The 23,912-nt window shown below is 49.3% G+C and carries 21 protein-coding genes; 10 read left to right on the forward strand and 11 right to left on the reverse strand.

Annotation, left to right across the window (positions count from 1 at the left end; all coding sequences use genetic code 11):
• Positions 1-291: 291 nt before the first annotated feature.
• The 3 genes from O3C58_06430 to O3C58_06440 all read left to right on the forward strand — a co-directional run bounded on the left by O3C58_06430 (position 292) and on the right by O3C58_06440 (position 2,205).
• Positions 292-1,443, forward strand: a complete 1,152-nt coding sequence (locus O3C58_06430) for a CDP-alcohol phosphatidyltransferase family protein (protein MDA0691494.1) — start codon at positions 292-294, stop codon at positions 1,441-1,443.
• A 118-nt stretch (positions 1,444-1,561) separates the two neighbouring features.
• Positions 1,562-1,885 carry a type II toxin-antitoxin system RelE/ParE family toxin gene (locus O3C58_06435; GenBank protein ID MDA0691495.1) on the forward strand — a complete coding sequence of 108 codons (324 nt, stop codon included), beginning with the start codon at positions 1,562-1,564 and terminating at the stop codon, positions 1,883-1,885.
• A 2-nt stretch (positions 1,886-1,887) separates the two neighbouring features.
• On the forward strand, positions 1,888-2,205 hold the full coding sequence (locus tag O3C58_06440) for a transcriptional regulator (GenBank protein MDA0691496.1): 318 nt from the start codon (positions 1,888-1,890) through the stop codon (positions 2,203-2,205).
• A gap of 86 nt (positions 2,206-2,291) precedes the next feature.
• On the opposite strand, the gene O3C58_06445 is transcribed toward O3C58_06440, so the two are convergent.
• The 4 genes from O3C58_06445 to O3C58_06460 form a co-directional block, all read right to left on the reverse strand.
• The gene (locus O3C58_06445; protein MDA0691497.1) at positions 2,292-3,440 is read right to left on the reverse strand and encodes a hypothetical protein; all 1,149 of its coding nucleotides are present in this window, start codon (positions 3,438-3,440) and stop codon (positions 2,292-2,294) included.
• Between the two features lie 199 nt (positions 3,441-3,639).
• On the reverse strand, positions 3,640-5,385 hold the full coding sequence (locus tag O3C58_06450; GenBank protein MDA0691498.1) for a tetratricopeptide repeat protein: 1,746 nt from the start codon (positions 5,383-5,385) through the stop codon (positions 3,640-3,642).
• A 20-nt stretch (positions 5,386-5,405) separates the two neighbouring features.
• Entirely contained in the window at positions 5,406-7,334 is a 1,929-nt protein-coding gene (locus tag O3C58_06455; protein ID MDA0691499.1) for a tetratricopeptide repeat protein, read from the reverse strand.
• A gap of 2 nt (positions 7,335-7,336) precedes the next feature.
• Positions 7,337-9,628, reverse strand: a complete 2,292-nt coding sequence (locus tag O3C58_06460; GenBank protein MDA0691500.1) for a tetratricopeptide repeat protein — start codon at positions 9,626-9,628, stop codon at positions 7,337-7,339.
• A gap of 390 nt (positions 9,629-10,018) precedes the next feature.
• On the opposite strand from O3C58_06460, the gene O3C58_06465 reads away from it, so the two are divergent.
• From O3C58_06465 to O3C58_06485, 5 genes are all read left to right on the forward strand, one after another.
• A complete protein-coding gene (locus O3C58_06465) occupies positions 10,019-11,533 on the forward strand; it encodes a sigma-54-dependent Fis family transcriptional regulator (protein MDA0691501.1) in 1,515 nt (504 codons plus the stop codon).
• Between the two features lie 147 nt (positions 11,534-11,680).
• Positions 11,681-12,532 carry a bifunctional methylenetetrahydrofolate dehydrogenase/methenyltetrahydrofolate cyclohydrolase FolD gene (folD, locus tag O3C58_06470; GenBank protein ID MDA0691502.1) on the forward strand — a complete coding sequence of 284 codons (852 nt, stop codon included), beginning with the start codon at positions 11,681-11,683 and terminating at the stop codon, positions 12,530-12,532.
• A gap of 258 nt (positions 12,533-12,790) precedes the next feature.
• Complete coding sequence (gene xseA, locus O3C58_06475) at positions 12,791-14,293, forward strand: exodeoxyribonuclease VII large subunit (GenBank protein MDA0691503.1); 1,503 nt, start codon at positions 12,791-12,793, stop codon at positions 14,291-14,293.
• Positions 14,294-14,552: 259 nt separating this feature from the next.
• Entirely contained in the window at positions 14,553-14,795 is a 243-nt protein-coding gene (gene xseB / locus O3C58_06480) for an exodeoxyribonuclease VII small subunit (protein MDA0691504.1), read from the forward strand.
• Positions 14,796-14,870: 75 nt separating this feature from the next.
• Entirely contained in the window at positions 14,871-15,581 is a 711-nt protein-coding gene (locus O3C58_06485) for a TlyA family RNA methyltransferase (protein MDA0691505.1), read from the forward strand.
• 85 nt (positions 15,582-15,666) lie between these two features.
• Here O3C58_06485 and O3C58_06490 read toward each other — a convergent pair whose 3' ends face one another.
• From O3C58_06490 to O3C58_06510, 5 genes are all read right to left on the reverse strand, one after another.
• Entirely contained in the window at positions 15,667-16,023 is a 357-nt protein-coding gene (locus O3C58_06490) for a hypothetical protein (protein ID MDA0691506.1), read from the reverse strand.
• 50 nt (positions 16,024-16,073) lie between these two features.
• Positions 16,074-16,655: a TlpA disulfide reductase family protein gene (locus O3C58_06495; GenBank protein ID MDA0691507.1), complete on the reverse strand. Its 582-nt coding sequence runs from the start codon at positions 16,653-16,655 to the stop codon at positions 16,074-16,076.
• A complete protein-coding gene (locus O3C58_06500; GenBank protein ID MDA0691508.1) occupies positions 16,642-17,652 on the reverse strand; it encodes a hypothetical protein in 1,011 nt (336 codons plus the stop codon). The genes O3C58_06495 and O3C58_06500 overlap by 14 nt, the downstream gene beginning before the upstream one ends.
• A gap of 129 nt (positions 17,653-17,781) precedes the next feature.
• Positions 17,782-18,186 (reverse strand): hypothetical protein, encoded by a 405-nt coding sequence (locus O3C58_06505; GenBank protein MDA0691509.1) that lies wholly within the window; start codon positions 18,184-18,186, stop codon positions 17,782-17,784.
• Positions 18,187-18,343: 157 nt separating this feature from the next.
• Positions 18,344-19,330, reverse strand: coding sequence for a hypothetical protein (locus O3C58_06510; GenBank protein ID MDA0691510.1), 987 nt, complete (start codon positions 19,328-19,330; stop codon positions 18,344-18,346).
• Between the two features lie 300 nt (positions 19,331-19,630).
• Here O3C58_06510 and gpmA point away from each other — a divergent pair, with 300 nt between their 5' ends.
• Complete coding sequence (gene gpmA, locus O3C58_06515; GenBank protein ID MDA0691511.1) at positions 19,631-20,383, forward strand: 2,3-diphosphoglycerate-dependent phosphoglycerate mutase; 753 nt, start codon at positions 19,631-19,633, stop codon at positions 20,381-20,383.
• 285 nt (positions 20,384-20,668) lie between these two features.
• Here the strand turns inward: gpmA and recN are convergent, their stop codons facing one another.
• Together recN and O3C58_06525 are read right to left on the reverse strand one after the other, a co-directional pair.
• Positions 20,669-22,363 (reverse strand): DNA repair protein RecN, encoded by a 1,695-nt coding sequence (recN, locus tag O3C58_06520; GenBank protein MDA0691512.1) that lies wholly within the window; start codon positions 22,361-22,363, stop codon positions 20,669-20,671.
• A complete protein-coding gene (locus O3C58_06525; GenBank protein MDA0691513.1) occupies positions 22,341-23,108 on the reverse strand; it encodes a TRAP transporter TatT component family protein in 768 nt (255 codons plus the stop codon). Before O3C58_06525 ends, recN begins: the two co-directional genes overlap by 23 nt.
• Before the next feature lie 162 nt (positions 23,109-23,270).
• Between O3C58_06525 and O3C58_06530 the strand changes: the two genes are divergently transcribed.
• A complete protein-coding gene (locus O3C58_06530) occupies positions 23,271-23,882 on the forward strand; it encodes an ABC transporter substrate-binding protein (GenBank protein ID MDA0691514.1) in 612 nt (203 codons plus the stop codon).
• Positions 23,883-23,912: the final 30 nt, after the last annotated feature.

Genomic DNA, 23,912 nt, shown 5'->3' on the forward strand with positions numbered 1-23,912 from the left:
CGGATTCGAGTCCGGCAGCAGATTTACAGCCTTGCATAGGCAGTGTCAGGATTCACTACCCGAATCGACTCATATTCAATGAGTTTTTGCTCTTGCGTATATTTAACGTCTTGATATCCTCTACTCAAATTAGCCGAAGTTTGAATTATATACCAAATGTTGAAAAATTCAGAAAATTCTTTAGTCCTCACCCAAAATAAAAGTCCCCTGGCGGTTTTATTTTTGCCCCCCCCTCCCAAAAACGAAAACAGGGAGGATTGGTATTGGCGGCGAGTCGCGGGGGTTCCATTCTTGTTGAGAAATGTCTTCAATATTCAAAGAGGCGGTATTGCGCATCTGATTTTATTTGCGGGCAACGACCCCAAGTCCGCAGCCGAATTGTATAACCGTATCATCCAGGACCCCAGAGTGACGTTGCAACTGGAATATATAGCGGATTCCCAGGAATTGAAGCAGGTCACGCAGGAAGCCGGGGAATTGCTTTTCCTGAATGGATCGGGGCTTTATGAAAAGACCCAAATCCGGTCAGCGATAACCCAAAAGCCGGGCGCCGGGAATAACGAAGAGCATGCCGCCCTTGTTCTCGATAACGGTTTCCTGACCTCCTTGCTGGAATTTAAGGACGGCTTTGACTTTGCCGGGCTGGAGCGGATGCGGGAACCGTCCGTAAACCCCACCGCGCAGAATCTGGCCGGCGAAAAAAAATCCCTGCGGTATTTCCCGGAAGCCAGTCATCCTAAAATCTCCACGGAAAGTGATTTCGAGCTGGAAGGCGAACGCATCCTTCAAAAATCGGGCGGATTGGCCAATGACAGTCTGGCCACCCGGCTGTTGTCGCGCCCGGTTTCCAAATTAATGACGCGGTTGCTGATCAATACCCGGTTCACACCGAACCAGATCACGGTGCTGAGTTTTATTCTGGGGCTTGCGTCGGCAGGGTATTTTTTCCTGGGCGGCTATCAGATGGGGGTGATGGGAGCCGGGTTATTGCTGGCATCCATCTGGGTGGATGGGGTGGACGGCGAAATTGCGCGCATTAAATTCATGGAAACGGAGTTTGGCGGCAAGCTGGATATCCTGTGCGACAACATTGTTCATGTCGCGGTATTTTTCTCCATCGGCATGGGGCTGTTTCATGTGCAGGGCGGGATGATTTACATCGTGCTTGGCTCTCTGGCGGCTGTTGGCAGTCTGATTTCATTTTTAATGATAGGGGCGGCCGTTACCGCAGGCAAGGCGAGTGCCAGTTCTGGGAAGAGCGGCAAGAAAAGCGATTTTGTCGATAAACTGGCCAACCGCGACTTCACCCATTTCCTGTTTGTGCTGGCCCTGCTGGACCGGCTGGATGTGTTTATCTGGCTGACCGCGGTCGGGGTGAATTTTTTATCGGTTTATCTTTTGTTTCTGCGCAGAAAATCGACACGGGTTAAAACCGGGGTTTGAAAAATTTGCCCTTGTGGATAAGAGTAGAATGAGCTTTGACAATGATACGGAAAGAGCTTATGCACCAGAGCTTTAATTATCCAACTTGCACAATAGTAACACATAGGTTACTATTGTGATGGAGATAAAAGAATACCTTTATGCCGACGGTAGCAGTCCTTTTGCTGATTGGTTTGATGGGCTGGATGTTCAAGCCGCGCTGAAAGTGAATACCCATCTCACGCGACTAGGCAACGGAAATCTTTCCAGTGTAAAAAGCGTCGGAAGCGGTGTTCATGAATGCCGGGTTGACTGGGGACCGGGATACCGCGTCTATTTGGGTAAAGACGGTGAAAAGCTGGTTATCTTGCTTGGTGGCGGTACCAAGAAGCGTCAGCAAAAAGATATTGATCAGGCAAAGGAACTTTGGCAGGAATATAAAAAGCGTAAAAAGGAGCCGTAGTCATGGCGATCACACGACATTTTAAAGAAACCATTCAGGCACGCGCCCTGCGTGACCCCGAGTTTCGCAGAGGCCTGCTCAAAGAAAGTATCGAAACCATGCTGGCCGGTGATATAGAGACCGGAAAAATTATCCTGCGTGACTACATCAATTCCACCATTGGCTTTGAGAAGCTGGGAGCCGTGACACAAAAATCTCCGAAAAGCCTCATGCGCATGTTCAGCCCCAGCGGCAATCCCACGGCCAAAAACCTGTTTAGCATCATCTATACCCTGCAGAAAAAAGAAGGCGTGCAACTGGAAGTGCAGACTTCTCGGTGAATCTTCGTCTCTGGCGAAGAGTTTAGGTGCAAGTACAAGGAGGCTCCGCACGCGAGGGGCGAAGCTCGTAAAAGACTAAACTGCAGTTAATCAACTGCATGGTTTTCAGATATTTTATTATTCTGTATGATGAACTTTATAGTGTAGCCTTGCATATGGTGACTAGGCCAAAGCTCTTTTAAGATTATTATTTCTTTCTCGTTTAAGTGAGTGGTCATCTCAGTTTCGTTTGAGAGATTTCTCTTAATGCCCTCGGGCATTTCATTGTCGAGAGCTTTAGCGAATAGTATTTGGGCAATATTACAAAATTTTTGATTAGCTTCGCGTGATATGTCTGGGATACTCACATTCATAATTAATTTTAGCATTGTCGCAACAGTCTCATTTCCTTCAATGAGATAAGCAATATTATTAGGTATAATTTCGTCACCGATCTCTAAATAAGTTGAGCTTGCACACCAATCTTCACAGTTGCCACCGCTTCGATGGTAATCGTCTGGAACAAGCCCCTCCGTCGTTAAAAATTCTCGTGCAACATAGGGCGACCAACCTCGGTCAAGGTTTATTTCTTCAGGACTCAGCTCTCGTGCCCAGAGGACTTTAATCTCACAGATTGTATTTTTGACATCTTGCTTGTTTACAGGTTTTGTGAGCATTAAGTTACGAATCCATCTTTTCAATAATTCTATGCGGAAGTGAAAGGCAATTATTGCGCATCGTTTCGCATAGGTTCTAAGAGCAGGTTTTTTAATAGCAAACTGTAATCTAATAAAAGCAGTCTCATAATTAACATATAGTGCCACTACGAAAAGGAATGGAAGGTAAAACAGTGATAAGGTCGGAGGAAGATAAAAATCTGTGAGCGTTTGTGGCTTTGCAAATAATCCAAAGTCCGAAAACAACTTGAAAGCAGCATAAAAGATTAATCCCATGCCAAACCACATTAGTAGGCCGTTAAGCAGTTTTTCAACATGTTCGTATTTCTTATCAGTTTGAGCGATTGCCAGCATACCCGCTACCAAAGTTGATAACGGCACTATCAAAAGTTCAATCCATAAAGAGAACGCATAAAATGCAACAATAAACTCAAGAACCGTTACAAGTTTTAGAATATCTTTTATAGCAGTTCTGAAGTAGTGGGGTTCATCGGCGATATCACTGATCCTGAATAGTGACACTACCGCTACTGACCCACTCCAAATAATTGTGTTTTTGAGTTGGGCGGTTGTCCACAATTCAAGTTCATATAAGCAATATACAAGGAGGCCAACATATGTGGCCATCAGACCGAGAGATACTAGTATAACTCTCTTAGTAAGAGCCCTAAGGACATGAAATAATGATTTTCTAATAGATGGGTGAGTAAGGCTCCATATGATCAGAATGACAATCCATATCCCGACAGCAATTTCACGATTGTTTAAAATGTTCATTTTAAGGGGAAATCAATTGCCGAATTTCATCGGCTTCCGGTTGATCGGGGTCGAGAGTCAAAGACCGGGAAAAATAAACTTTTGCCTGTTCGGGCCGATGCAAATGAAAATAATTGAGGATGCCGAGATTGCGCAGTGCCACGGGGTATTTCGGGTTCAGCTCGATGGCGCGTTTAAAATAACGATCGGCAAGATCGTACTGTGCGGTTTTCATATATACCTCGCCCAGTTTTCCATGCACCTCGGGAACTTCGGGGGACAGCGCTTCCGCCATCTTGAATAATTTCAAGGCTTCTTCCACCCGGCCCTGGTCGAAATAAATTTCGCCCAGATTGTAATTGAGAGAAAAAACTCCGGGCGCTTGTTTCAGCGAGGCTTCGTAATAGAAAACGGCGCGGTCCGTTTGTCCGGCCAGGCTGTAGGCCCGTCCCAGATTGATCAACGGGCGGACGAGGTTCGGGGATTTGTTCCGAGTGTCCTCCCATAAAGTCAACTCACTCCTCCAGGTCAGATTTCGTTTGATCGTCATCACTCCTAAAGAACCCACCAGAACCACCAGCAGAAAAAACGCCGTCGCTTTTTTAGCGGCCTCTGAAAACTGCGGTCGACTGAAGATGACCTGCCACAACCCCAGAGACAGTAATAAATAAAATCCGTAAGAAGCGAGGTAGGTCCGGTGTTCCGCCGCCAGGTCATGCAGGGTGATGATCGACGACGAGGGAGACAGGATGATGAGAAACCAGCCGATGCCAAATAAATAAATCCGCGATTTGGTACTCAGGTAGAGCAAGGCTCCCAGTAAAGCTGCGGGGCCGAGAAACCGCCAGGACATGAAATGCGTCACCACCGGAATATCCGGGTCGATGTTGAGGCTGACGGGAAACAACAACAGTTTCAGATAATAGAAGACCAGCACCGAGGGCTGGCTCAGCATGTATTTTTTTCTGCCGACCATTTCCTCCGGGTTCGACGGGCCGATGAGAAAGGTTTCATCGGCGAGAAGTTTTCTCAGAAGGAGTGAAAAGGCCACAAAAAAAATGCCCGCCAGCACCCACTTCCAGCGCATTAAAAACCGGATCGGGAGGGAGCCCCGGTCACACTGGCAAAGCGCATAGAGGAGTATTATCGCCGGCAGGGTGATGAGGGTCTGCTTGACGCTGAACCCCAGAGCAAAAATAATAAAAAGCAGTATGGGAAGCCAGAGGAATTTCAGCGTTCCCGATGCGGATCGTCTCTGTTCCCAAACGGATTGAAACAGGAAAAACCCTCCCAGATAAAACGTCGCCGCCAACACTTCGGAGCGGCTGATGATGTAGACCACCGATTCGGTTTGTAGCGGGTGACAGAGAAAGAGCAGGGCGGTGACCAGGGAAATACTGCGAATTTTAGCATCGTCCAGGTTTGCGGGGTCGCGCAAAAAACTTCGGCAAACTTTTCCGGTGATGAAAAACAGCAAAAGGGAGTTGAAAATATGAAAGGTGAGGTTGAAAAGATGATAACCGAAGGGATGATCCCCGCCCAAAAAGGCATTGACTGCCAGCGACATCTGCAAGAGACTTCGGGAACCCCACCCCGAGACCCAAAACTTAAGGGTCAGTATTTCTTCGGGGTGATCCAGGTTTGGGTTGTTGACGATGTAAGCGACGCTGTCGAACTGGAAGGCGTTGTGCAGGTGGTTGCCATAGATCACGATTCCCAGAAGTGCGATAAGCAAACAACAATGCACCCGATATTTAAATTTTGCCATATCAGGCCTGCTGCCGCATTTCATGGATTCACTCCCGCAAGCGTCGTGGCGACCTTAAGAAGTTCTTTCGCCTTGGCGTTATCGGGTTGCAGAGCCAGTAACTGTTCCAGATGCGGGATGGCTTGCCCATGCCGTTTCTGAATCATGTAGATGCTGGCCAGATTGTTTTGGATCTCGGAATTATTCGCTCCAAGCGTGAGAGCGTTTTGAAACGCCTGGGCCGCCAGATCATATTGTTTCAGGTTCCAGAACAGCACCCCGATATTGTTCTGGGCCTGGAAATGACCGGGTTCAGTGGAAAGGGTCAGCCGGTATTCAGCCAGCGCCTCATCCTGCCGGTTGAGAAAACGGTAGACGTTGCCCAACTCAAAATGATATTTGGCCCGGTGCGGTTTTATTTTAATGGCCTCTTTGAAAAACGAGATGCTCTCTTCTGGCTGGTTCAAATAAGTGCGTACCAGTGCGGCGTTGAAAAAGGCCTCGGCCTTGGGCGAACCGAGCAGGAGGCCCCGGTCAAACTCTATTCTTGCCGCTTGCCAGTTTTCCTGTCGGGAATAAATGTGCCCCCGATTGATGTGAGCGTACGTGTATAGCGGGTCGAGCTTGAGGGTGATCTCAATTTCCTTTAAGGCTTCATCAAACCCTTTTTCGCCCAGATAGGCGGCGGCGAGGTTGTTGCGCACCAGGGCTTTTTGCGGCGATTTCAGCGCCGTATCCTGCCACAGGTGAACTTCCGTCCTGTAGTCGAGACTGCGATTGAGCGTCAATAACGCAATCAACAGCAAGAAGGTGAAGATCATGACGGACCGATTGGCCGGGTGACGGACTGCCGTCAAGCCGCCGACTCCCAAAGCCAGACAGATGCCCACGCCGGGAAGATACGCCCGGTGTTCGCTGACGATCTGCTTGAGGGGGATCAAACTGGAGGTGGGAAGGATGGTGACCAACGCCCAGAAAAAAGCGAACCGCGCCAGTCTGGAGTTTTGTAAATACAAACCCGCGCCCAAAAGGACCATGACTGCAAAGCCTGTCATCCATTCAGGATCGAGAACTCCTGAAACAAGAATTACATCCGGCTCAAAATTGAGATTCAAAGGCAGAAACAATTTCAGCAGATAATAAAACACCAGCGCCTTCATCTGCGTCAGAAAATACAGCCCGCGGTCGATCATGAGGGAGCCGGGGTCGGCTTTCAGAACGAGCAGATTGCCCATTTGCATGTAGCGAGCGCCCAGGTAAACAAGCACCGGGAAAAGAATGAGCATGCCGACGATAACAAATTTGTTGGTTTCCATGCGCGGAGTTTTAAACCAGAGGTAGGCCATCGCCATCACCGGCAGGGTGACAATGGTCTCCTTGCTGCCAGCGCCCAGGAAAAAAAACAGGAGCGCGATGCCGGCGTGGGACAGACTGCGCATTTCATCGCCCGGCTTCCATCCGCGGACGCTTTGTATGAAAAAATAAAACCCGAGCAGAAAAAACAAGGTGACAAGGAGCGAGGACCGATTGGAAAGATACGCGACCGGTTGCACCGTCAGGGGATGCAGCAGGTGGATGGATGCCGCAAACAGAGGCAGGGGCCTGAGCCGGGCTTGCAGTTGCCGGGTTTCGATTGCGAGCAGGGCCTGGGTTAAAAAATAAAGCACGATGCCGACACAAATGTGGATCAGGATATTGACGAGATGAAATCCAAAGACATCAAGATGTCCTGCATCCAGACGTCCGACTTCTCGATTGACGGCATAAGTCAGGAGAACCACCGAGCGGTTGAAAATATTTTCAATCCCGATCGTGTTCTGAAAATCCCACAGGTTGCGGATGTGAGGGTTCTCCACAATGGCGTGTGCGTCATCATATAAAAAAGGAGAACGTAAGGTGCCGAAAAAAGTCAGGATGCCCAGCAGACTCAAAACGGCAATAACTTTCAGCTGGGTAGTAATATTTTTCATGCTCAGGACAGTTTCCGCAACAGTCGGGTAATTTCTTCCGCCAGTTTTGGCGGCGGATAGGACGCTAAAGCCCTCTCAAGATGTTTTACAGCAAGATCGTGTTGTCCGGCCTGATTATAATTCCATCCGATCTGATAATGAGCCCCGGCATCCTCGCCTTTGACCGCCAGGAATTCTTCAAACTGCCGGGTCGATCGTTGCCATTCGCCTTTGGCCTGAGTGACCCTGGCGCGAGTGAAAAGCGCAGGCTCGAAACGGGGGTCGAGAGCCAGACAGGTGGTGAGCGCCTGTTCGGCTTCGCTGAACTTTCCCGTCATCAAGTAGGCCAGCCCCAGATTGTAATGACCGAGAACCAGGGACGGATCGTGCTGGACTGCCAGAGCAAGTTCGCGGATGGCATCGTCAAACTTTCCGGTGCGGCCATAAATTTCCCCAAGGTTGAGCCGCGCCAGAGGATAGTCTTCTTTGCCCGTTGCCGATTTTCTTTTCTGAATGGCGGTGTGGAAGGCATTGATGGCCTGATCTGATTGGCCCAAACGAGCATAAACGGAGCCGAGGCCAAAATACGCGCTGAAATAATTCGGGTTCAGGCGGATGGCGGTCTGGTATTCGCGTTCGGCTTGTTGCAGATGGCCTTTGTCCAGATACACGCTCGCCAGGTTGTAATGCGGTTCCGCAATATTAGCCGCGATTGACATTGAGGGGGCATCTTCCTTGTTTTGAAAATTGTATTGTTTGGTTAGGTGATTTTGAATATTCTCGTTGCTTTTCTTAAAATGAAACAGCGCCTCGTCCAGCTGACCCTTTTCATAATAAGCTTTGCCCAGGTTATTGTGGGTCCGGGATGACAGCGGATTCTTTTTAACCGCATCCTGCCACAGTCGAACCTCATCGGTCCACACCCCGTTTCTTGCGAGGGTCAATAAACTGAGTAAAGCGATTGTCACCACCAAGAATCCCGATCCCCATGCGGTCCGAAGGTTGGCGATGGCCCCGCCGATAATAAGACACAATCCCAGAGTCATTGGCAGGTACATCCTGTGTTCCACAGCCAGATCGCTCAAGGGCACGAGACTGGAGGTGGGCATCAAGGTGAGGATGAACCAGAGAGCGCCGGCCCGGAACCATGTGTTTTTGGATTTTAAGGCAACATAAAGGAGCGTGCCGATTCCCAAAATAGCCAGGGCAATTTGAGGATCGTAATGAAAAGCGGTGAAGGGAAACCCGATGTCTACATTGAGATTGATGGGGACGAAAAATAATTTCAGGTAATGAAAAATGATCACCTTGGCTTCGACCAGCAAATAAGGAATTCTGCCAAACAGCATCAGCCCCTGATCTTTGGGAGTGTAAAGAATGTCGGGGCCGATAAACAGAGCCGCCGCCAAAAGGATGGCAAAAACGCCTGCATAACCTGCGATCATTTTTCTGGAAAACAGTGCGGTTGAAAGCCCCGGAAAGCGGGCGGGGCAGATGAAGATCAAAAACCAAAGGCCCAGCAGAACCGGAAGCGTCACGGCGATCAACTTGGATGCGATCGCAAGATACATGCCGACGGCGGTCAAGAGTCCCCAACCGACCTGAGCGGGTTTTTGCCAGCGGCGGGTAGCGGGAGTGAATACTCTCAGAAAAGCATACAGGCTGAGCAGATAAAAAAACGTCGCCAGAACGGCGGATCGTGAAGATATATAGGAAACGGAGTCGGTGTTCAGCGGGTGGACCGCGAACAACAGCGACGCAAACAAGGGCAGTTGCAACGAGAGATTTCCCGGTCGGTTCTCGAAGGCGCCGGGTGAGAGTTTTGTGTAAGAGGAAGAACCCCTCATCCCAGCCTTCTCCCCAGAGGGGCGAAGGAGTTTCTTCCTCTCCCCCCAAGGGGGAGAGGATAGAGGTGAGGGAGAATTGGGATTCTTTACCATGTTTTGCAAAGCTCTTCCGGCGGAGGGCGGATGGAATAACTTCTGCGTTTGCACAAGAATGACAAAAATCAGGATGGAAACGAACGCATGCAACAGCAGGTTGAGCAGATGGAATCCGAAGACTTTATTTTTGTGCAGGGTGTTGTTGAGAGCAAAGGTCCACAGCAACACGGGGCGGTTTTCAAATTCCGGGATATGGACATTTTTATTGAAAGCATCCAGATCGGCAATCCACTCACGGTCGATCAAATTCCGGTCATCAAAATGAAACGATCCCTGGAGCGAATTAAAATAGACCAGCAGTACAAGTAATATCAGGGCAAGGATACTCCCGACCTGTGTTTTTACGGAAGGAGCCACGGGGGTCATCGGCATTTCAAAGCATCACAGCGTGAGGCAGAGATTGATTAGGGAACCAGGAAATAGAAGTGTCTTTGGGGCCGCAGAAATTGGCATTTGCGGCCCTTGCCAGCAAGGATATTCTGCCATGCATTATCAGGGAAAGGAGGGTTCAGCACAACCATGATCTTTGAAGTTAACTCATCAAAATTGTAAACTATTGTCCGCTTGTATGATAATCTTGGCGAAAAATTATAAATTTACATAAAGCGTGCATTAATTAATGTTATAAACCATTGAATTTTTAGTACTTTTAATTTCAGTTTAAAAGGTGTATACTTTTATGCATACTTATGGTTTATTGATGTCCGAAATTACCCATATTTTCATCGCTAAACACTCGGCCCTTAATTTTTTAAGAAACCCATGAAACTAATTGATAACCAGGCCAATATTCAGGCGATCCGCAAGATATCTTCGCAGTTCAAAACCGTCTCCATGGAAATTGATGAGCTGCTTAGCATGGTCATCAATTCCGCCACCGAGATTGTGGGCGCGAAGCATGCCTCGCTGCTCCTGGTGCAGGACGAAAAAACCAAAAAGCTGCAATACTATCAGTCGTCTGGGGACCATATGGGGGAACTCAAGGATATTGAGATTCCTCCGGGAGTTGGAATTGCCGGGACGGTTTCCAAGATGGGAAAAGCCATCATCTCGAATGATGCGCAAAACGACCCCCGATGGTACAAAAAAGTGAGCGAAGAGGGCAACGATCAGGTGCAATCCATTGCCTGTCTGCCGCTTTTTGTCGATAAAAAAGTCATCGGTGTCGTGCAATTCCGCGATAAAAAGTCGGGTGATGGGTTCTCGGATATGGATATCGAGATCCTCAAAAAGTTTGCCCGCATGATTCCGAAATTTTTTCAGGCCTCCCAAAACCGCATGGCCCTGGGAAAAGAATTCGACCGGCTCAAGGAAACTTCCATGCGCCGCTACACGATCGTGGGGGAAAGCCCGGCGATCCAGAAGTGTATCAAGCTGGCCGAGCGCGTGGCCGATTCCAAGGCCTCCGTGTGGATCACCGGAGAAAGCGGTACGGGAAAAGAATTATTTGCGCATTTGATCCACGACCGCGGCCCGCGACAAAACAATCCTTTTATCTCCGTGAGTTGTGGCGCATTGCCGGCATCAATTCTGGAGCGCGAGCTTTTTGGTCACGAAAAGGGAGCCTTCACCAGTGCCGACACCGCCAAAATAGGATTGTTCGAGGCGGCGCACACAGGGACCCTGTTTCTGGATGAAATCGGCGAAATGCCGCCGGACATGCAGGTGAAACTGCTCCGGGTGATTCAGGAGGAATCTTTCATACGTCTTGGGGGAACGGAAACCATCCATGTGGACGTGAGGATCATTTCGGCCACCAATCGCGATCTGGAACAAATGGTGCAGGAAGGTAAATTCCGCCAGGATTTATTTTACCGGATCAATGTGATTGGCATTGAGCTTCCGCCCTTGCGCAACCGTTGGGAGGACATTCCCGATCTGGTCACCTATTTTATTAAAAAACACACGCCCCAAAGGCGACGATCCGATGACGAGGAAGGCCAGAAGGTCAAAAAAATCAGCAAAGGTTTGCTGACGCATCTGATGGGTTATTCCTGGCCGGGGAACATCCGCGAACTGGAAAATACCCTGGAACGGGCGATCGTTCTCATTGATGGCGACGAACTGACTCCGGATGCCTTTCCTTTCAACTCGCAGGATGCGCCCATTGAAGTCAGCGTTGGCGCGACCCTGAAGGATGCGAATGATGCCTTTCGGCAAATCTTCATCACCAATACTTTAAAATCCACCAATGGCAATCGCACCAAGGCCGCAAAAATTCTCGACGTCCAGCGTTCCTATCTTTCCCGGTTGATAAAGGAACTGCAAATCGATTGACCAGGCTCCGGACTGGAGCGGTTTTGCTCACGCCGTACAACGTTTTCTGATTTATGTACGAATTTTTTTGAACCTTCCCACCTTTTATAGCATCGCAATTGCTGTTCTGTTATCATGCCAGCCGTCTTAACCAGCCAAGAGTGAAACATGTCTCTCATCGATGGAAAAAAAGTAGCCGCAGAAATAAAGGACCGCATTGGCCGGGAAGTCGAACGACTCCGGGAGCAAACCGGCAGAGTTCCAGGTCTGGCCACGGTGCTTGTCGGGGAAGATCCGGCGTCAGCCGTGTATGTCCGCAATAAAAATAAAACCTGCAAGGACCTGGGTTTCGCTTCCTTTCAACACACCCTGCCGGAGGATACCAAAGAAGCGGATCTTCTGGCTCTGGTGGCTGAATTGAACGCCAACGACCAGGTCAGCGGAATCCTGGTGCAATTGCCGCTTCCCGCACACATCGACTCCGACAAGGTGCTGGAGGCCATCGACCCTGCGAAAGATGTGGACGGCTTTCATCCGGTCAGCATGGGCCGCCTGATGATGGGGTCCGCCGTGCTGGCTCCCTGCACGCCATCGGGGATCATCGAAATGCTGGATCATTATGGCGTCGAAATAGAAGGCAAACATGCGGTGGTGCTGGGCAGGAGCAATATCGTCGGCAAACCGGTGGCGCTGTTACTTTTGCACAGGAACGCGACGGTGACGATCTGTCATTCCCGTACCAAGGATCTGCCCGCAGTCACCCGGACAGCCGATCTGTTGATCGCCGCTGTAGGAAAACCCAATTTTGTGACTGGAGATATGGTCAAGGAAGGCGCCGTGGTCATCGATGTCGGCATCAACCGGGTGGATGGCAAACTGGTGGGCGATGTGGCTTTTGACGAAGTGGAACCCAAAGCCGCGCTCATCACTCCCGTTCCGGGCGGGGTGGGGCCGATGACCATCGCTCTGCTCATGCAGAATACGCTGAAAGCGTTTGAAGCGGGTCTTGAAACCTCCTGATGAAAATATCAGGATGAAATATTCGGAACTTATCAGGATTCAGTCAGCCATAAAGCCATCGCACGTCAATATTGGGGCCAGCCCCTTGGCTGGTTGGGGCCAGCGTCCCGCTGGCTATAAATAACAATCGTTTATTCTTCATCTTCACTTTTTCCGTTCGGAATCATTTTTACTCCCCACCCTCTTCTGGCATACTGTTTTGGCAAATCATCCCGATGGTTGATTTTAGTGCGAATAGTGAAATCCGGAGTTTGAAATTTGAATCTATCCTTAAATTTTAATGAGGCGGAGGAAGACAAGCCGCGAGTGTATTCGGTCACCGAGCTGACCCGCACCGTCAAAGGCATCCTCGAGACGGAATTTGACGCGATCTGGGTGGAAGGGGAAATCTCCAACCTCCGGGTGCCGGCTTCCAACCACGCGTATTTCGTCCTCAAGGATGAAAAATCCCAGGTCCGCTGTGTCATGTTCAAAGGTTCCAGGTCCAAACTGAAATATCAGTCGGAAGACGGCGACCACGTCATATTGTTCGGCAGAGTGACGGTTTACGATGCCCGGGGCGAGTATCAGATCATCGTGGAAACGATGGAGCCGGTGGGCCTCGGCGCGTTGCAGAAAGCGTTTGACCAGTTAAAAGAAAAATTGGCGAAAGAAGGCTTGTTTGATGCCGACCGCAAAAAACCGATCCCTGAATTTCCCTGGAAGGTGGGGGTGATCACCTCCTCCACAGGAGCCGCGGTCCGTGATATTCTCAATATCATCCGGCGGCGAAACCCCAAAGTTTCCGTATTGATCTACCCGGTGAAGGTGCAGGGCGAGGGATCGGCGGAAGAAATTGCCCAGGCGATTCACGAGATGAACAGGGTCAAAGATGTCGATGTGTTGATCGTTGGCCGCGGAGGCGGATCGATCGAGGATTTGTGGGCCTTTAATGAAGAAGTCGTGGCCCGTGCCATCGCCGCATCTGAAATCCCCGTGGTCTCAGCCGTTGGCCACGAAATTGATTTCACCATTGCGGACTTTGTCGCCGATCTGCGCGCGCCGACACCTTCCGCAGCGGCGGAACTGACGGTTCCTGTTTTGGATGATATCGTAGGACAACTGGCCACGATGACCCGTCAACTGCTGGTCGCTGTTAAAAGGCCGATTGAAAATCAACGCCTGCACTTGAACCGGCTCGTGGACCGGCGGTTTTTCCGCGACCCGCAGCACATTTTAGCACCCCTCCAACAGCGGGTGGACGACTTGAATCTCAGGCTGGTGCGTGGATTGAACCAGGGAGTGGGGTTGCAAAAACAGCATCTGGAAAACCGGGTGGCGCGGCTGTTTCAGGCCTCGCCCAAAAGGGCTATGCAACGGCTGGAAGAGCGCTTTCGAGATTTGCGCCCGCGACTGGTGCGCGGACTTCGGCAATCGGTGGTTCTCAAGAATCAGCAATTGCGAGACCGAATCGAGCGGTTGTTGCAAGCCTCGCCCCTTAGGGGAATTCTGCGCTTGCAGGAGAAAAAATTTTCCCTGCGCCATCGTTTGATCGAAAAAAACCGGTCCCTGCTGCAACTTGAAAAGAATCGTTTTAACGGGCTCGTGAAAAACCTGAATGCTCTCAGTCCGTTGACCATCCTCGACCGGGGCTACAGCATCACCACTGTTGCCGGGAAGGCCTTGAAATCGAGCCAGGAGGTGTCACCGGGGGATTCGATCCAGGTGCGGCTATCCAAAGGCCGACTGGCCTGCACGGTGGATAAGGTAATAGATAATTAGGCTAATGGGCATCTCTGAAAATTAGTTTTTAAAAGGAAATCGAACGTTGAGCAAGGGTTTCTTAAATCGGTGGCACGGACTTTCCAGCCCGTGCGGACAGGCTGGAAAGGCGGAATTAAATTCCGCACTTCCGTATAACCTTTAAGGGTAGGTCGCCTGTTCTGCTAAAAAAGTCGCCTCTTTGAATTGACGATTAGGTGTGTTTAATCAATTTTTAGAGATGCTCTAATAATATTTACAACATTTAATCAGGTGCGTCATGGCGGAAATAAAACTGGAAAAAGCAATGAAACGGTTGGAAGATATCGTTGAAGAGTTGGAAAAAGGAGAACTCGATATCGACAAGTCCCTGGAAATTTTCGAGGAGGGAATCAAGATGTCCCGCCTCTGCACTAAAAAACTCAACGAAGCGGAAGCAAAAATAGAAAAACTGACCACAGACCAAAAAGGCGAGTTGGTCACCGAATTGTTTCCGGTGGAAAAAGAGAAGGATGAACAATAAGACCCCGAAAATCAGGCTGGATCAGTTGCTGGTAAAAAAAAACTGGTTTTTTCGCGGGAACGCGCCCAGGGACTGATTCTCGCAGGTAAAGTTCGTTTGGGCGATGAGGTGGCCGACAAACCGGGCCGCATGGTTTCTCAGGATATTTCGATCACCGTTCTGGAAGACCTCCATCCTTATGTGAGCCGTGGCGGGGTGAAGCTGGCGCACGCACTTCAGGTTTTTGCCGTTTCTCCGCAAGATAAAATAGCCGCCGACATCGGCGCATCCACCGGCGGCTTCACCGATTGCCTGCTGCAACAGGGCGCGAAAAAAGTTTTTGCGGTGGACGTGGGCTACGGTCAACTGGATTGGAAACTGCGCAAGGACGATCGTGTGATTTGTCTGGAGCGAAAAAACGTCCGCCACTTGACGCCGGAAGATTTCGGCGAATCGGTTGACCTCGTGGTGATCGATGTTTCCTTCATCTCGCTCAAGCTTGTGATTCCTGCCGTTATAAAAGTGCTCAAATCCCATGGGGATTTGATTGCCTTGGTGAAGCCGCAATTTGAAGTGGGTAAGGATGAAGTCGAAAACAAGGGCATCATCAAGGACCCCGCCAAGCACCGGAACGTGTTGCTCACTTTGAAAACATTTTTGGAAACTCAGGAATGGGTGATGCAGGCTCTCACGGTTTCGCCGATATTCGGCCAAAAGGGAAACAAGGAATTTCTGATTCATTGCGTTGCCAGCGACCGGGGAGAATCGGTCAGCGACGAAGAAATCCAAAAGCAGGTATTTTCATGAGTCTGCGATGTGCACTTTTGCGGCGTGATGCCGGCCATCGGCTCCCATCATCTGTTCCGGGGCGGGTGTGTGGGGATGATCGCTTTTAAAACTCATCCTTGTAGACAATAAAGCTGTCGACGGGATAGACGAGGTGGGATTCCCCCCATTGGTTTGAAGACATCGCATCCCAGGGGGATTCGTCTTCGAAGGGTTTCATGCGGATGCCGCCCGATCCGCCGTAGATCAGGAGCGCTATGCCGTCGCCCGATTCTTCGACTTTGCAGGCATAGGCCGGGCAGGGGGTGTTGGTACCGGCATCCCATCCGGTGACCTGCACCGGCTGATCCTCCGTACCCACCTGGTATTTGATGCAGAACACCTCCCGCGCCTCGGAGACATTCCGGTAAACCATATTGAAACTGATTTCGGTGTTTGGATTCGGTTCCACTTCGATAAACATTTCAAACCTATCAGAGAAAAGGATTTCCTTTAATCTTACCATATCTCGAGTTATAGGCCAGGTCGTCCTGTTGAATGAGCTTCCAGGGACGAATCAGGAGAGGCCGTGTTGTCGTTAAAAGCGAAATTTTTTATTTGATTAATTTTGGCTTCAATTATTTCCTGGGTCAAACCGCCGCCCTGGATTTCTTCCCGTATGATACCGTCTGGTGAAATGATATAGGTCACGGGCAAGCTTCTAACTTTGTATTTTTCCGAAGTGTTGCCAAAACCATCCAATAAAACGGAAAAACTCAACTGATGATCCTGAATGAATTTATCGACCCGTTTTTGGGATTCGCTAAGATTGATTGCTATTATTTTAATAGTGTCATTGCCTGAAGACAGATGAGTCTTTTGCAATTCAGGCATTTCCTGCATACAGGGAACACACCAGGTTGCCCAAAAATTAAGAACGACAAACTGACCTTTGAAGTCGGACAGTTTAATGGTTTGCTCATCGACGGTCTGCAATTCAAATTGTGGCGCCGGCCCACCCACAAGGGGTGGGGCCTTGGCCATTGCTGATAAAAAAATGCTTAAAAATAAAATCAGAAGACTTCGCGAAAATAAGATGGATTTAATTAAACCCATAGGACGCTCCAAATAATAATCCATAATTGGGGACCAGGTTCACTTCGTTGACTCTCTGGTATATCGGTATTTGCACATGGGTATATAGAGACAAATTTTCCGATGCGGCCAGAGTGACCCCCGGAGTCAAATTGACGAACTCTCCGCCCGTGCTGGGAACAGGCATACCAATGAATTCATCGCGCCTTGCAATTCTTGCGTTTATTTGCGCGCTGAGACTGACACTGTCCGTCAACACATATATCATGCCCCCATCAACCAAGGTGGTGTCCCCCAATTCATAATCCAACGGATTTTCGGTGGTGAAGCGATGCGATACGGATGTAAACAGGTTCAGCCGGTTGGGTATGAGAGAGAAAATATAAAGCCCGGATAAGATCGCATCGTAAGACCCGGTGCCAGGCATTAATGTGGGTTCGTTGATTGTCCCATCGCTGTCTCTTAGCTGGTATTCTCCCGAAGCAAACTTCACCCCGGCGCCCAGGATGAACTGGTGTTTGAGGGTCTGCAACAGCGCGTATTTTAGCAATAACGTGATATCGCCCATGCCGGTCGTGCCATCCGCATTGGTGAATTTTTCGTCAACTGTATTCACTTCATCGTAATGCTCATGACGACGATCGTTGCGAAAGGGCACGTTCAGGCTGGCCGTCAGTTTTTCGGTTATTCCATAACTGACGTCCATTTGAGTGAGTTGGTTGATGGTTTGAACTTCTCGATGATGGTCCAGTTCTAACGTCCGGTTTTCGAAATCGACTTTGGGCGTCAACACTTCAGAGGTGGAACTCGACCCTTTCTGCTTATCGTCCATAAGGATATAGCTGTGGGATAGATCAAAAATAAACCTGCCTTTATTGACGAGTCCTGACTGAGACCCCCTTATCAGAGAACAATTGGCGGACCCGCAAGTGGCTTCCGCAAATGCAATGAAAGTCAGAAGAAATAAAAAGGATGAGAAAACCACACAAATATTTTTCAAGGATGTTACGTGTTTCATTACAAAATCTCCAAAAATAGCAATATAGATTCGTCCGTCTGCAAACAGATCTCACAGAAAGAGTCTGCGAAACAGCTACCAGTTGGCGGCGAATCGAAATAGTGTTGGGTTAAACGGATTGAATTGCTATTACAGAGATTGAGGAGGGTGCCAGGGTAGATCGGGCTGGGGGGAGTTGTGCGTCAACCCTTGGGAAAAAGGAGCTTCGGTGATTGCAGGCGGATCAAGAGGAGTGACCGCGTCGTTCAGGCCCCGGTTGTGGTCCGTGGCTGAATTGCCAGGGAGGGACTTTTGAGAACTTCCGCCACAGTCCGGACCGATTTTAAATTGTTTCGGATGCGCCATGTCTTCTTGCGTGTGCTTATGCGGACAGGGCATTAATGAATAATGCTTGTGCATGAGGCAATAAAATTTAGCTTCCCCTGAGTTTTCACCGCTTTGGTTGTGTTTTTCGTGGGAAGAAAAAATATGCTCGTGCGAATGACCGGATGGATGGGCCTCGGAAACTGCTACATTCCAGCCGAGCCCAAGCAAAAGGACACTGAAGATACTAAAAAAATGCGTTGCAAGTGAGCCATCGGATCAATTGTAAAGAGATATTAACAATAGCCAGATGCTACGTCATACTTTTTAAGACTTCAAGGTTTTTCTAAGCGGGGGCTATTTGGCCCCAGGAGTGAATTCAGGAAAGTTATTGCTGGGGGCGGGCAAAGGCTTTGATAAAATTGACCAAAATCTGAGGGTCGAAATGGCCGGGCATGTTGTTTTTCATTTCTATGAGGGCTTCAAAAGCGGTGCGGGGTTCGTGGTAAAAGCGTTTGCAAACCAGGGCGTTGAAAACGTCGGAAATGGCGCACACCTGAGCCGAAAACGAAATCTGGTTCCCCTGGATTCCAAACGGATACCCGGACCCGTCGTACTTTTCATGATGTTCCGTCGCCATTTTTAATATGTTCTGGCTGTAGCATTTCATGTCGTTCAGCACTTTTTTACCGGCGCTGGGATGCTTTCGGATGGCCTGCCAATTCTGAGGGGAAAGTTCCTCCCCTTTTTCCAGGACGTTCAGAGGAATTCCCTTTTTGCCGATGTCATACAGCATTCCGCCGAGGCCCAGTTCCTGGATTTCAGCAGGGGACAATTTTAACTGCTCTCCAAAAAATATATTGTAGAGACCGGCGTTTGAACAATGCGCAGGATGGGTATTGTCTTTACTGGTGGTTTCAAAAACATCGACGGGCTCTAAATTGCCCTCGGCCATGCACAATGCCATGATTTGAACCACTTTATTCAGGCACCGGAGGATTCTTGAGGAGCCGATGTTTTCAAAATACTCTTCAAGAATGTTTCTGTTTATCTGGTAGGCATCCACCAGAATTTTTTTAAAGGGTTCTTCTCTTCTCACATTTTTACGCAGATTTTCGATGAGGAATTCATCGTAGTACTTGATCAGGTCCGTTTCATGGATAAAAAGTGTATGACTGTCCTTGGACGTCATCAATTGCTGGATTTTTTCTCGGGTGTTGGGATTGTAAGAGCAGAATTTAATAAACTGGGGACTCACTCCCTTTTTTTCAGCCTTGTAAAAGAGTTCAAAATCGAGAGTCGGGCTGTTGTGCCAGGCCCTGTTGAGGAAGGTTGGGTTGATTTCCCGGTAATAGTCCGCAATAGAATTTGCCATAAATCACGTGATTCAAGTTTTCATTGAAATATCGGCAGTTGTAAAAGAATTTACCCCCATATTCCTAAGAAAAATGTTGAAATTTAGAATTAGGATAATAGATAATCAATTATAAGTCAAATAGTTAGTGCGAAATTTGTTACAAATCATCTGGCTCTTTCGGTAGTTTCCAGTTTTTCTTTAATGAATTTAAACCCGACCAAAAAAATATGTTTAAATAGGGTTTTCGGGAAGAACAGGGAGGTTGAATCCTTCAGACCGACTTTAAGAAAAAACCTTCAATTCAGGAGACGCTTGAGGATGTTGAAACTGGTTCTGCTTCGTCATGGTCAAAGTCAATGGAATCTGGACAATCGTTTCACCGGTTGGAAAGATGTGGACCTCACGGCCCAAGGGCAAGAGGAAGCGCGGGAAGCCGCCAAACTGTTGCAGGCGGAGGGTTATACCTTTGACGTCGCCTTCACCTCGGTGCTCAAACGGGCGATACGGACGCTTTGGATTGCTCTCGATGGTATGGATTTGATGTGGATTCCTGTGGTGCGGTCCTGGCGGTTGAACGAGCGGCATTATGGCGCCCTGCAGGGGCTCAATAAAGCCGAAACTGCCGCCAAGCACGGGGAAGACCAGGTCCTGATCTGGAGACGAAGCTACTCGATCCCGCCACCGGCCTTGGAAGAAGGCGATGAGCGATTACCGGACACAGATCCTCGCTACGCCGACCTTAGCAAAGAAGATCTGCCGCGGACCGAAGCCCTGAGTGATACGGTGGATCGGTTTTTACCTTATTGGTTTGAAACGATCGTTCCAGCCTTGAAGGATAAGAAAAAAGTTTTGATCTGTGCGCACGGCAACAGCCTGCGAGCCCTGGTCAAGCACTTGGACGGCGTCAGCGAGGAGGACATCGTCAACCTGAATATTCCCACAGGGATTCCGCTGGTCTATGAGCTGGACGACGACTTGAAGCCGATCACCCATTATTATCTGGGTGACCCGGAAGCCGCTAAAAAAGCCGCAGAGAAAGTGGCCCAGCAGGCCAAAGGCGGCCCCGCCTAGGGCGGAGCAAATATTACCGTGCGACCAGCGTGACGCTGGACCCGGGTTGGAATTTTAATGATTTTTGTCAGCATCGGTGTTTAACGTTTCTTCTGATCGCCATTACGAGCCTGGCGAAGCAATCCAGAGACCTGGATCCACCCCTGCGGGGCACGAAAGCTTGGGAATATTATAACGGCCGCGCTGCTTTTAGCGGCGCGCGACGACTTCATGTACTCAGGGCATGAAAGCAATGGAAAGGAGATCGCAAGCGTCTGCCCCACGTTTCTTCCTGCATAGCGGGGGTTATTTTTTGATCATTTCCCTGGCGAATTTCAAGGTGGCCGCAGTGATTTTCTCGCCGCCGGACATACGGGCGATCTCTTCCACGCGCTGGTCATAGTTTAACTCTTCAATGCTGGAGTGGGTGCGGTTGCCTTTCACGGTTTTCTGCACCAGATAATGCGCCGAGGCTAAGCCTGCGATTTGCGGCAGATGGGTGATGCAGAACACCTGCTTGCCCTGGGCGACCTTTTCGAGCTTGATGCCGACTTTTTCCGCCACCTGCCCGCCGATTCCGGTATCCACTTCGTCGAAAACCATCACCGGCACAGGGTCCTGTTCGTGCAGAATGGATTTCAACGCCAGCATGACGCGGGACAGCTCTCCGCCCGAGGCGATTTTTACCAGGGGGCGCAATTCTTCTCCGGGATTCGGGGAAAAAAGAAATTCGGTGGTGCCGATTCCGGTTGGCAACAGTTTGACTTGTTCGCCGCGAAACCGGACAAACCCTTCCGGGTCGGAAGGATACTCAAACCGCACGCCAAACTGCACCTGGGCCATATTTAAATCCCGCAGTTCTTTTTCTACATTTTTTTTAAAATCTTTTGCGGTCTTCTCGCGTTTCTCAGCCAAAGCAATGGCCTGGCTTTCGAGGGTTTTTTCCCGGCGGGCGATTTCATTTTGTACTAATTCCATCTTTTCCTGATTGGAACCCAGCGACTCAAGTTCCTGGGCGATTTGTTCCCGTTTCTGCAAAATATTGGGGATATCCATTCCATACTTGCGTTTGAGCCCGTTGATCTCGGCCAATCGGTCGTCAATTTCTTCCAGACGCGGCGGATTGAACTCAATGGTGCGCAGGTACGTTCTGAGTTCATCGACCATCTCTTCCAGTTCGCAGTAGGCGGTCTGCGCCCGTTCGGCTTGTTTTGCAAGCGACGGGTCGATGTCGAGAAGCGATTCGAATTCTTTTTGCGCCCAGCCGATTTGTTCCAGGGCGGAGCCTTCGGTTTCGGTCAACTGGTTCAAAGTAGTTTCAAGCGATTGATGCAGTTTTTCAGCATGGCGTAATTTATTGCGCTCCTGCTTTATTTCTTCTTCTTCCTCCACGGAAAGCCCGGCCTGATCGATTTCCGCGAGTTGAAAGCTCAACAGCTCCTGCCGTTCCTTACGGCTCTGCTCCAAAGCACGCATGGCTTTGAGGTCTCTTAAGCAGGTTTGATATTCGAGGAATTCCTGGGCAAACTCCTCGCGTGTCGTCAAGGTTTTCCCGTAACGGTCGAGCAGGTCGACATGCGTTTCGGCACGCATCAGGGTCTGGTGATCGTGTTGACCGTGGATATCGACCAGGCGATTGCCAATTTTCGCAAGCGTAGCGACGGTGATGCTGGAGTCATTGATATAACAACGGCTTTTTCCGCCATGGGAAACGGTGCGCTTGATCAACAATTCCCCTTCCCCAACATCGATTCCGAGCGATTGTACGTCCTCGAAAATGGCGGGGTCGCTGGTTTCAAACAACGCCTCCACCGTGGCTGTCGATTCTCCGGAGCGGATAAAATCGGTGTCGGCCCGGCCTCCCAGTATGAGGTTGAGCGCGTTCATCAGGATGGATTTCCCGGCGCCGGTTTCGCCGGTCAGCACGTTGAGACCGGGTCTGAACTCCACCCGCAGATTCTCGATGATGGCGAAATGGCTAATTTTTATTTCTTTGAGCATTGGAGAGGGAGGATTCCAGCCAGGGATTGATTTTTTCCATCAGCTCCTGGGCCTGCTGACGGATCGTTTGGAGATTTTGAGGATTGTCGGATTTTTTTGCAATCTCTAACAATTCAACCAGAGTATTTCGAGCGGCAGGGTAATCCCCCTTCTCGTAAAGCGCCTGGGCGAGGAAAAGATAGTTGTCCGCAAATTCGGGCCCCAGGGAGACGGCCTGTTTCAAATGGTCCACGGATTTATCGACACTGCCGCCAAGGAGTGCCGGCAACTCAAGATACAGTTTCCCCAGGGCGCGATCAGGTCCGCCCTGACTCACTGTGGGGTCAAATTTCAGCGCCGCCAGTAAGTCCTGTTTTACCGGTTTGATGATCGCCAGGCTTTTCCAGATTCCCTGAATTTCCCCGAGCTTCCCCCGGCAAAGACCACGGAAGAAATATCCCGTGGCAGACTGGTCATTGAGTTGTATCGTCTGGTCGGCCTGCTCGATACAGCGATGAAAATAGTTTTTATCCGTGCCATTGATCCCAAGCCAATAATAGGTTCTCGCCAACCGCCAGATTAATGGTTCCGATGGGCCGGATTGCTTGAGAGCCTCAAGAATCATGGCCTCGGATTGCAGTAACTCTGCATCGGTCATTGGAATGGTTTGATAATGGCGATCGATATCTGCTGTTGAAAGGGGTCCGGTTCCCCTGGCCGCGAGGCAAAACAGCAGAACCAGGCCTAAAGTCAAGATACGGTTCATGATATAAAATTAATCCCTTCTCAATAGAGGGGGCCGAATGATAGTCTATTTTTGCCCTCTTTACTTTTTAATGTGGAAATGATCTGATACAAAAAGGTGATTAGAAGAGCGCGCCCATTGTGTTTGCTATTGGGAACCCCTATTAAATAAATTAACATATATATGATACGAGATTCTAAAACGATTTGTCTGCTTGTTTTTTTAGTGCTGGTTTTCAGTTTCAGCCCCGTTTTTGCGTCCAATCAGTCTCCCAAGCAATGTGTCGCGGAATTGCTGGGGATGATCCAGAAAATTAAACCTGAAGATAAACTGCCTGCCGAACAGAAAAAAGCCAACCGGACTCTTTCGGAAAAAGCCCTGAGTCATTTAAATGTTTCGGCTATCAGTCAAAAGGCCTTAGGTAAATTCTGGTCAGAAAGAACGGATAAAGAAAAAGAACAGTTTTCCCAGCTATTGAGTGAGTTATTTATCTATGTTGCGTTTCCCAATTCGGGAAAATTTTTCGCTGACCTCGATTGGGTTTATGCAGAGCCGGAGATAGAAAAAGGTAAGGCTCTGGTGCCAATAAAACTGACCCATAAAGATGAAGGGGAAATTGAGATCGATTTTTTTCTCCAGCAGAACTCCAGTGACTGGAAAGTCGTGGATGTGCATCTGGACGGAGTGAGCATGGGCAACAACCTGAGAAACCAGTTTTACAAAATCATTGGTAAGGATAATTTCGCCGAACTGGTCAGCCGAATGAAGAAAAAGCTGGATGAGTCCAAAGTATAAATCCCGCAAGTGGATTTAGTTAGACATAAC

This window comes from Nitrospinota bacterium (assembly GCA_027619975.1).
Taxonomy (GTDB): domain Bacteria; phylum Nitrospinota; class Nitrospinia; order Nitrospinales; family VA-1; genus JADFGI01.

Bases quoted from the DNA above. Each gene is read 5' to 3' on its own strand.
- O3C58_06455 (MDA0691499.1), bottom strand. From the start codon at position 7,334: ATGAAAAATATTACTACCCAGCTGAAAGTTATTGCCGTTTTGAGTCTG.
- recN (MDA0691512.1), bottom strand. From the start codon at position 22,363: ATGCTCAAAGAAATAAAAATTAGCCATTTCGCCATCATCGAGAATCTG.
- O3C58_06500 (MDA0691508.1), bottom strand. From the start codon at position 17,652: ATGAAACACGTAACATCCTTGAAAAATATTTGTGTGGTTTTCTCATCC.
- O3C58_06465 (MDA0691501.1), top strand. From the start codon at position 10,019: ATGAAACTAATTGATAACCAGGCCAATATTCAGGCGATCCGCAAGATA.
- O3C58_06460 (MDA0691500.1), bottom strand. From the start codon at position 9,628: ATGCCGATGACCCCCGTGGCTCCTTCCGTAAAAACACAGGTCGGGAGT.
- O3C58_06440 (MDA0691496.1), top strand. From the start codon at position 1,888: ATGGCGATCACACGACATTTTAAAGAAACCATTCAGGCACGCGCCCTG.
- folD (MDA0691502.1), top strand. From the start codon at position 11,681: ATGTCTCTCATCGATGGAAAAAAAGTAGCCGCAGAAATAAAGGACCGC.
- O3C58_06530 (MDA0691514.1), top strand. From the start codon at position 23,271: ATGATACGAGATTCTAAAACGATTTGTCTGCTTGTTTTTTTAGTGCTG.
- O3C58_06510 (MDA0691510.1), bottom strand. From the start codon at position 19,330: ATGGCAAATTCTATTGCGGACTATTACCGGGAAATCAACCCAACCTTC.
- O3C58_06435 (MDA0691495.1), top strand. From the start codon at position 1,562: ATGGAGATAAAAGAATACCTTTATGCCGACGGTAGCAGTCCTTTTGCT.
- gpmA (MDA0691511.1), top strand. From the start codon at position 19,631: ATGTTGAAACTGGTTCTGCTTCGTCATGGTCAAAGTCAATGGAATCTG.
- O3C58_06490 (MDA0691506.1), bottom strand. From the start codon at position 16,023: ATGTTTATCGAAGTGGAACCGAATCCAAACACCGAAATCAGTTTCAAT.
- O3C58_06525 (MDA0691513.1), bottom strand. From the start codon at position 23,108: ATGAACCGTATCTTGACTTTAGGCCTGGTTCTGCTGTTTTGCCTCGCG.
- O3C58_06450 (MDA0691498.1), bottom strand. From the start codon at position 5,385: ATGGCAAAATTTAAATATCGGGTGCATTGTTGTTTGCTTATCGCACTT.
- O3C58_06495 (MDA0691507.1), bottom strand. From the start codon at position 16,655: ATGGGTTTAATTAAATCCATCTTATTTTCGCGAAGTCTTCTGATTTTA.
- xseB (MDA0691504.1), top strand. From the start codon at position 14,553: ATGGCGGAAATAAAACTGGAAAAAGCAATGAAACGGTTGGAAGATATC.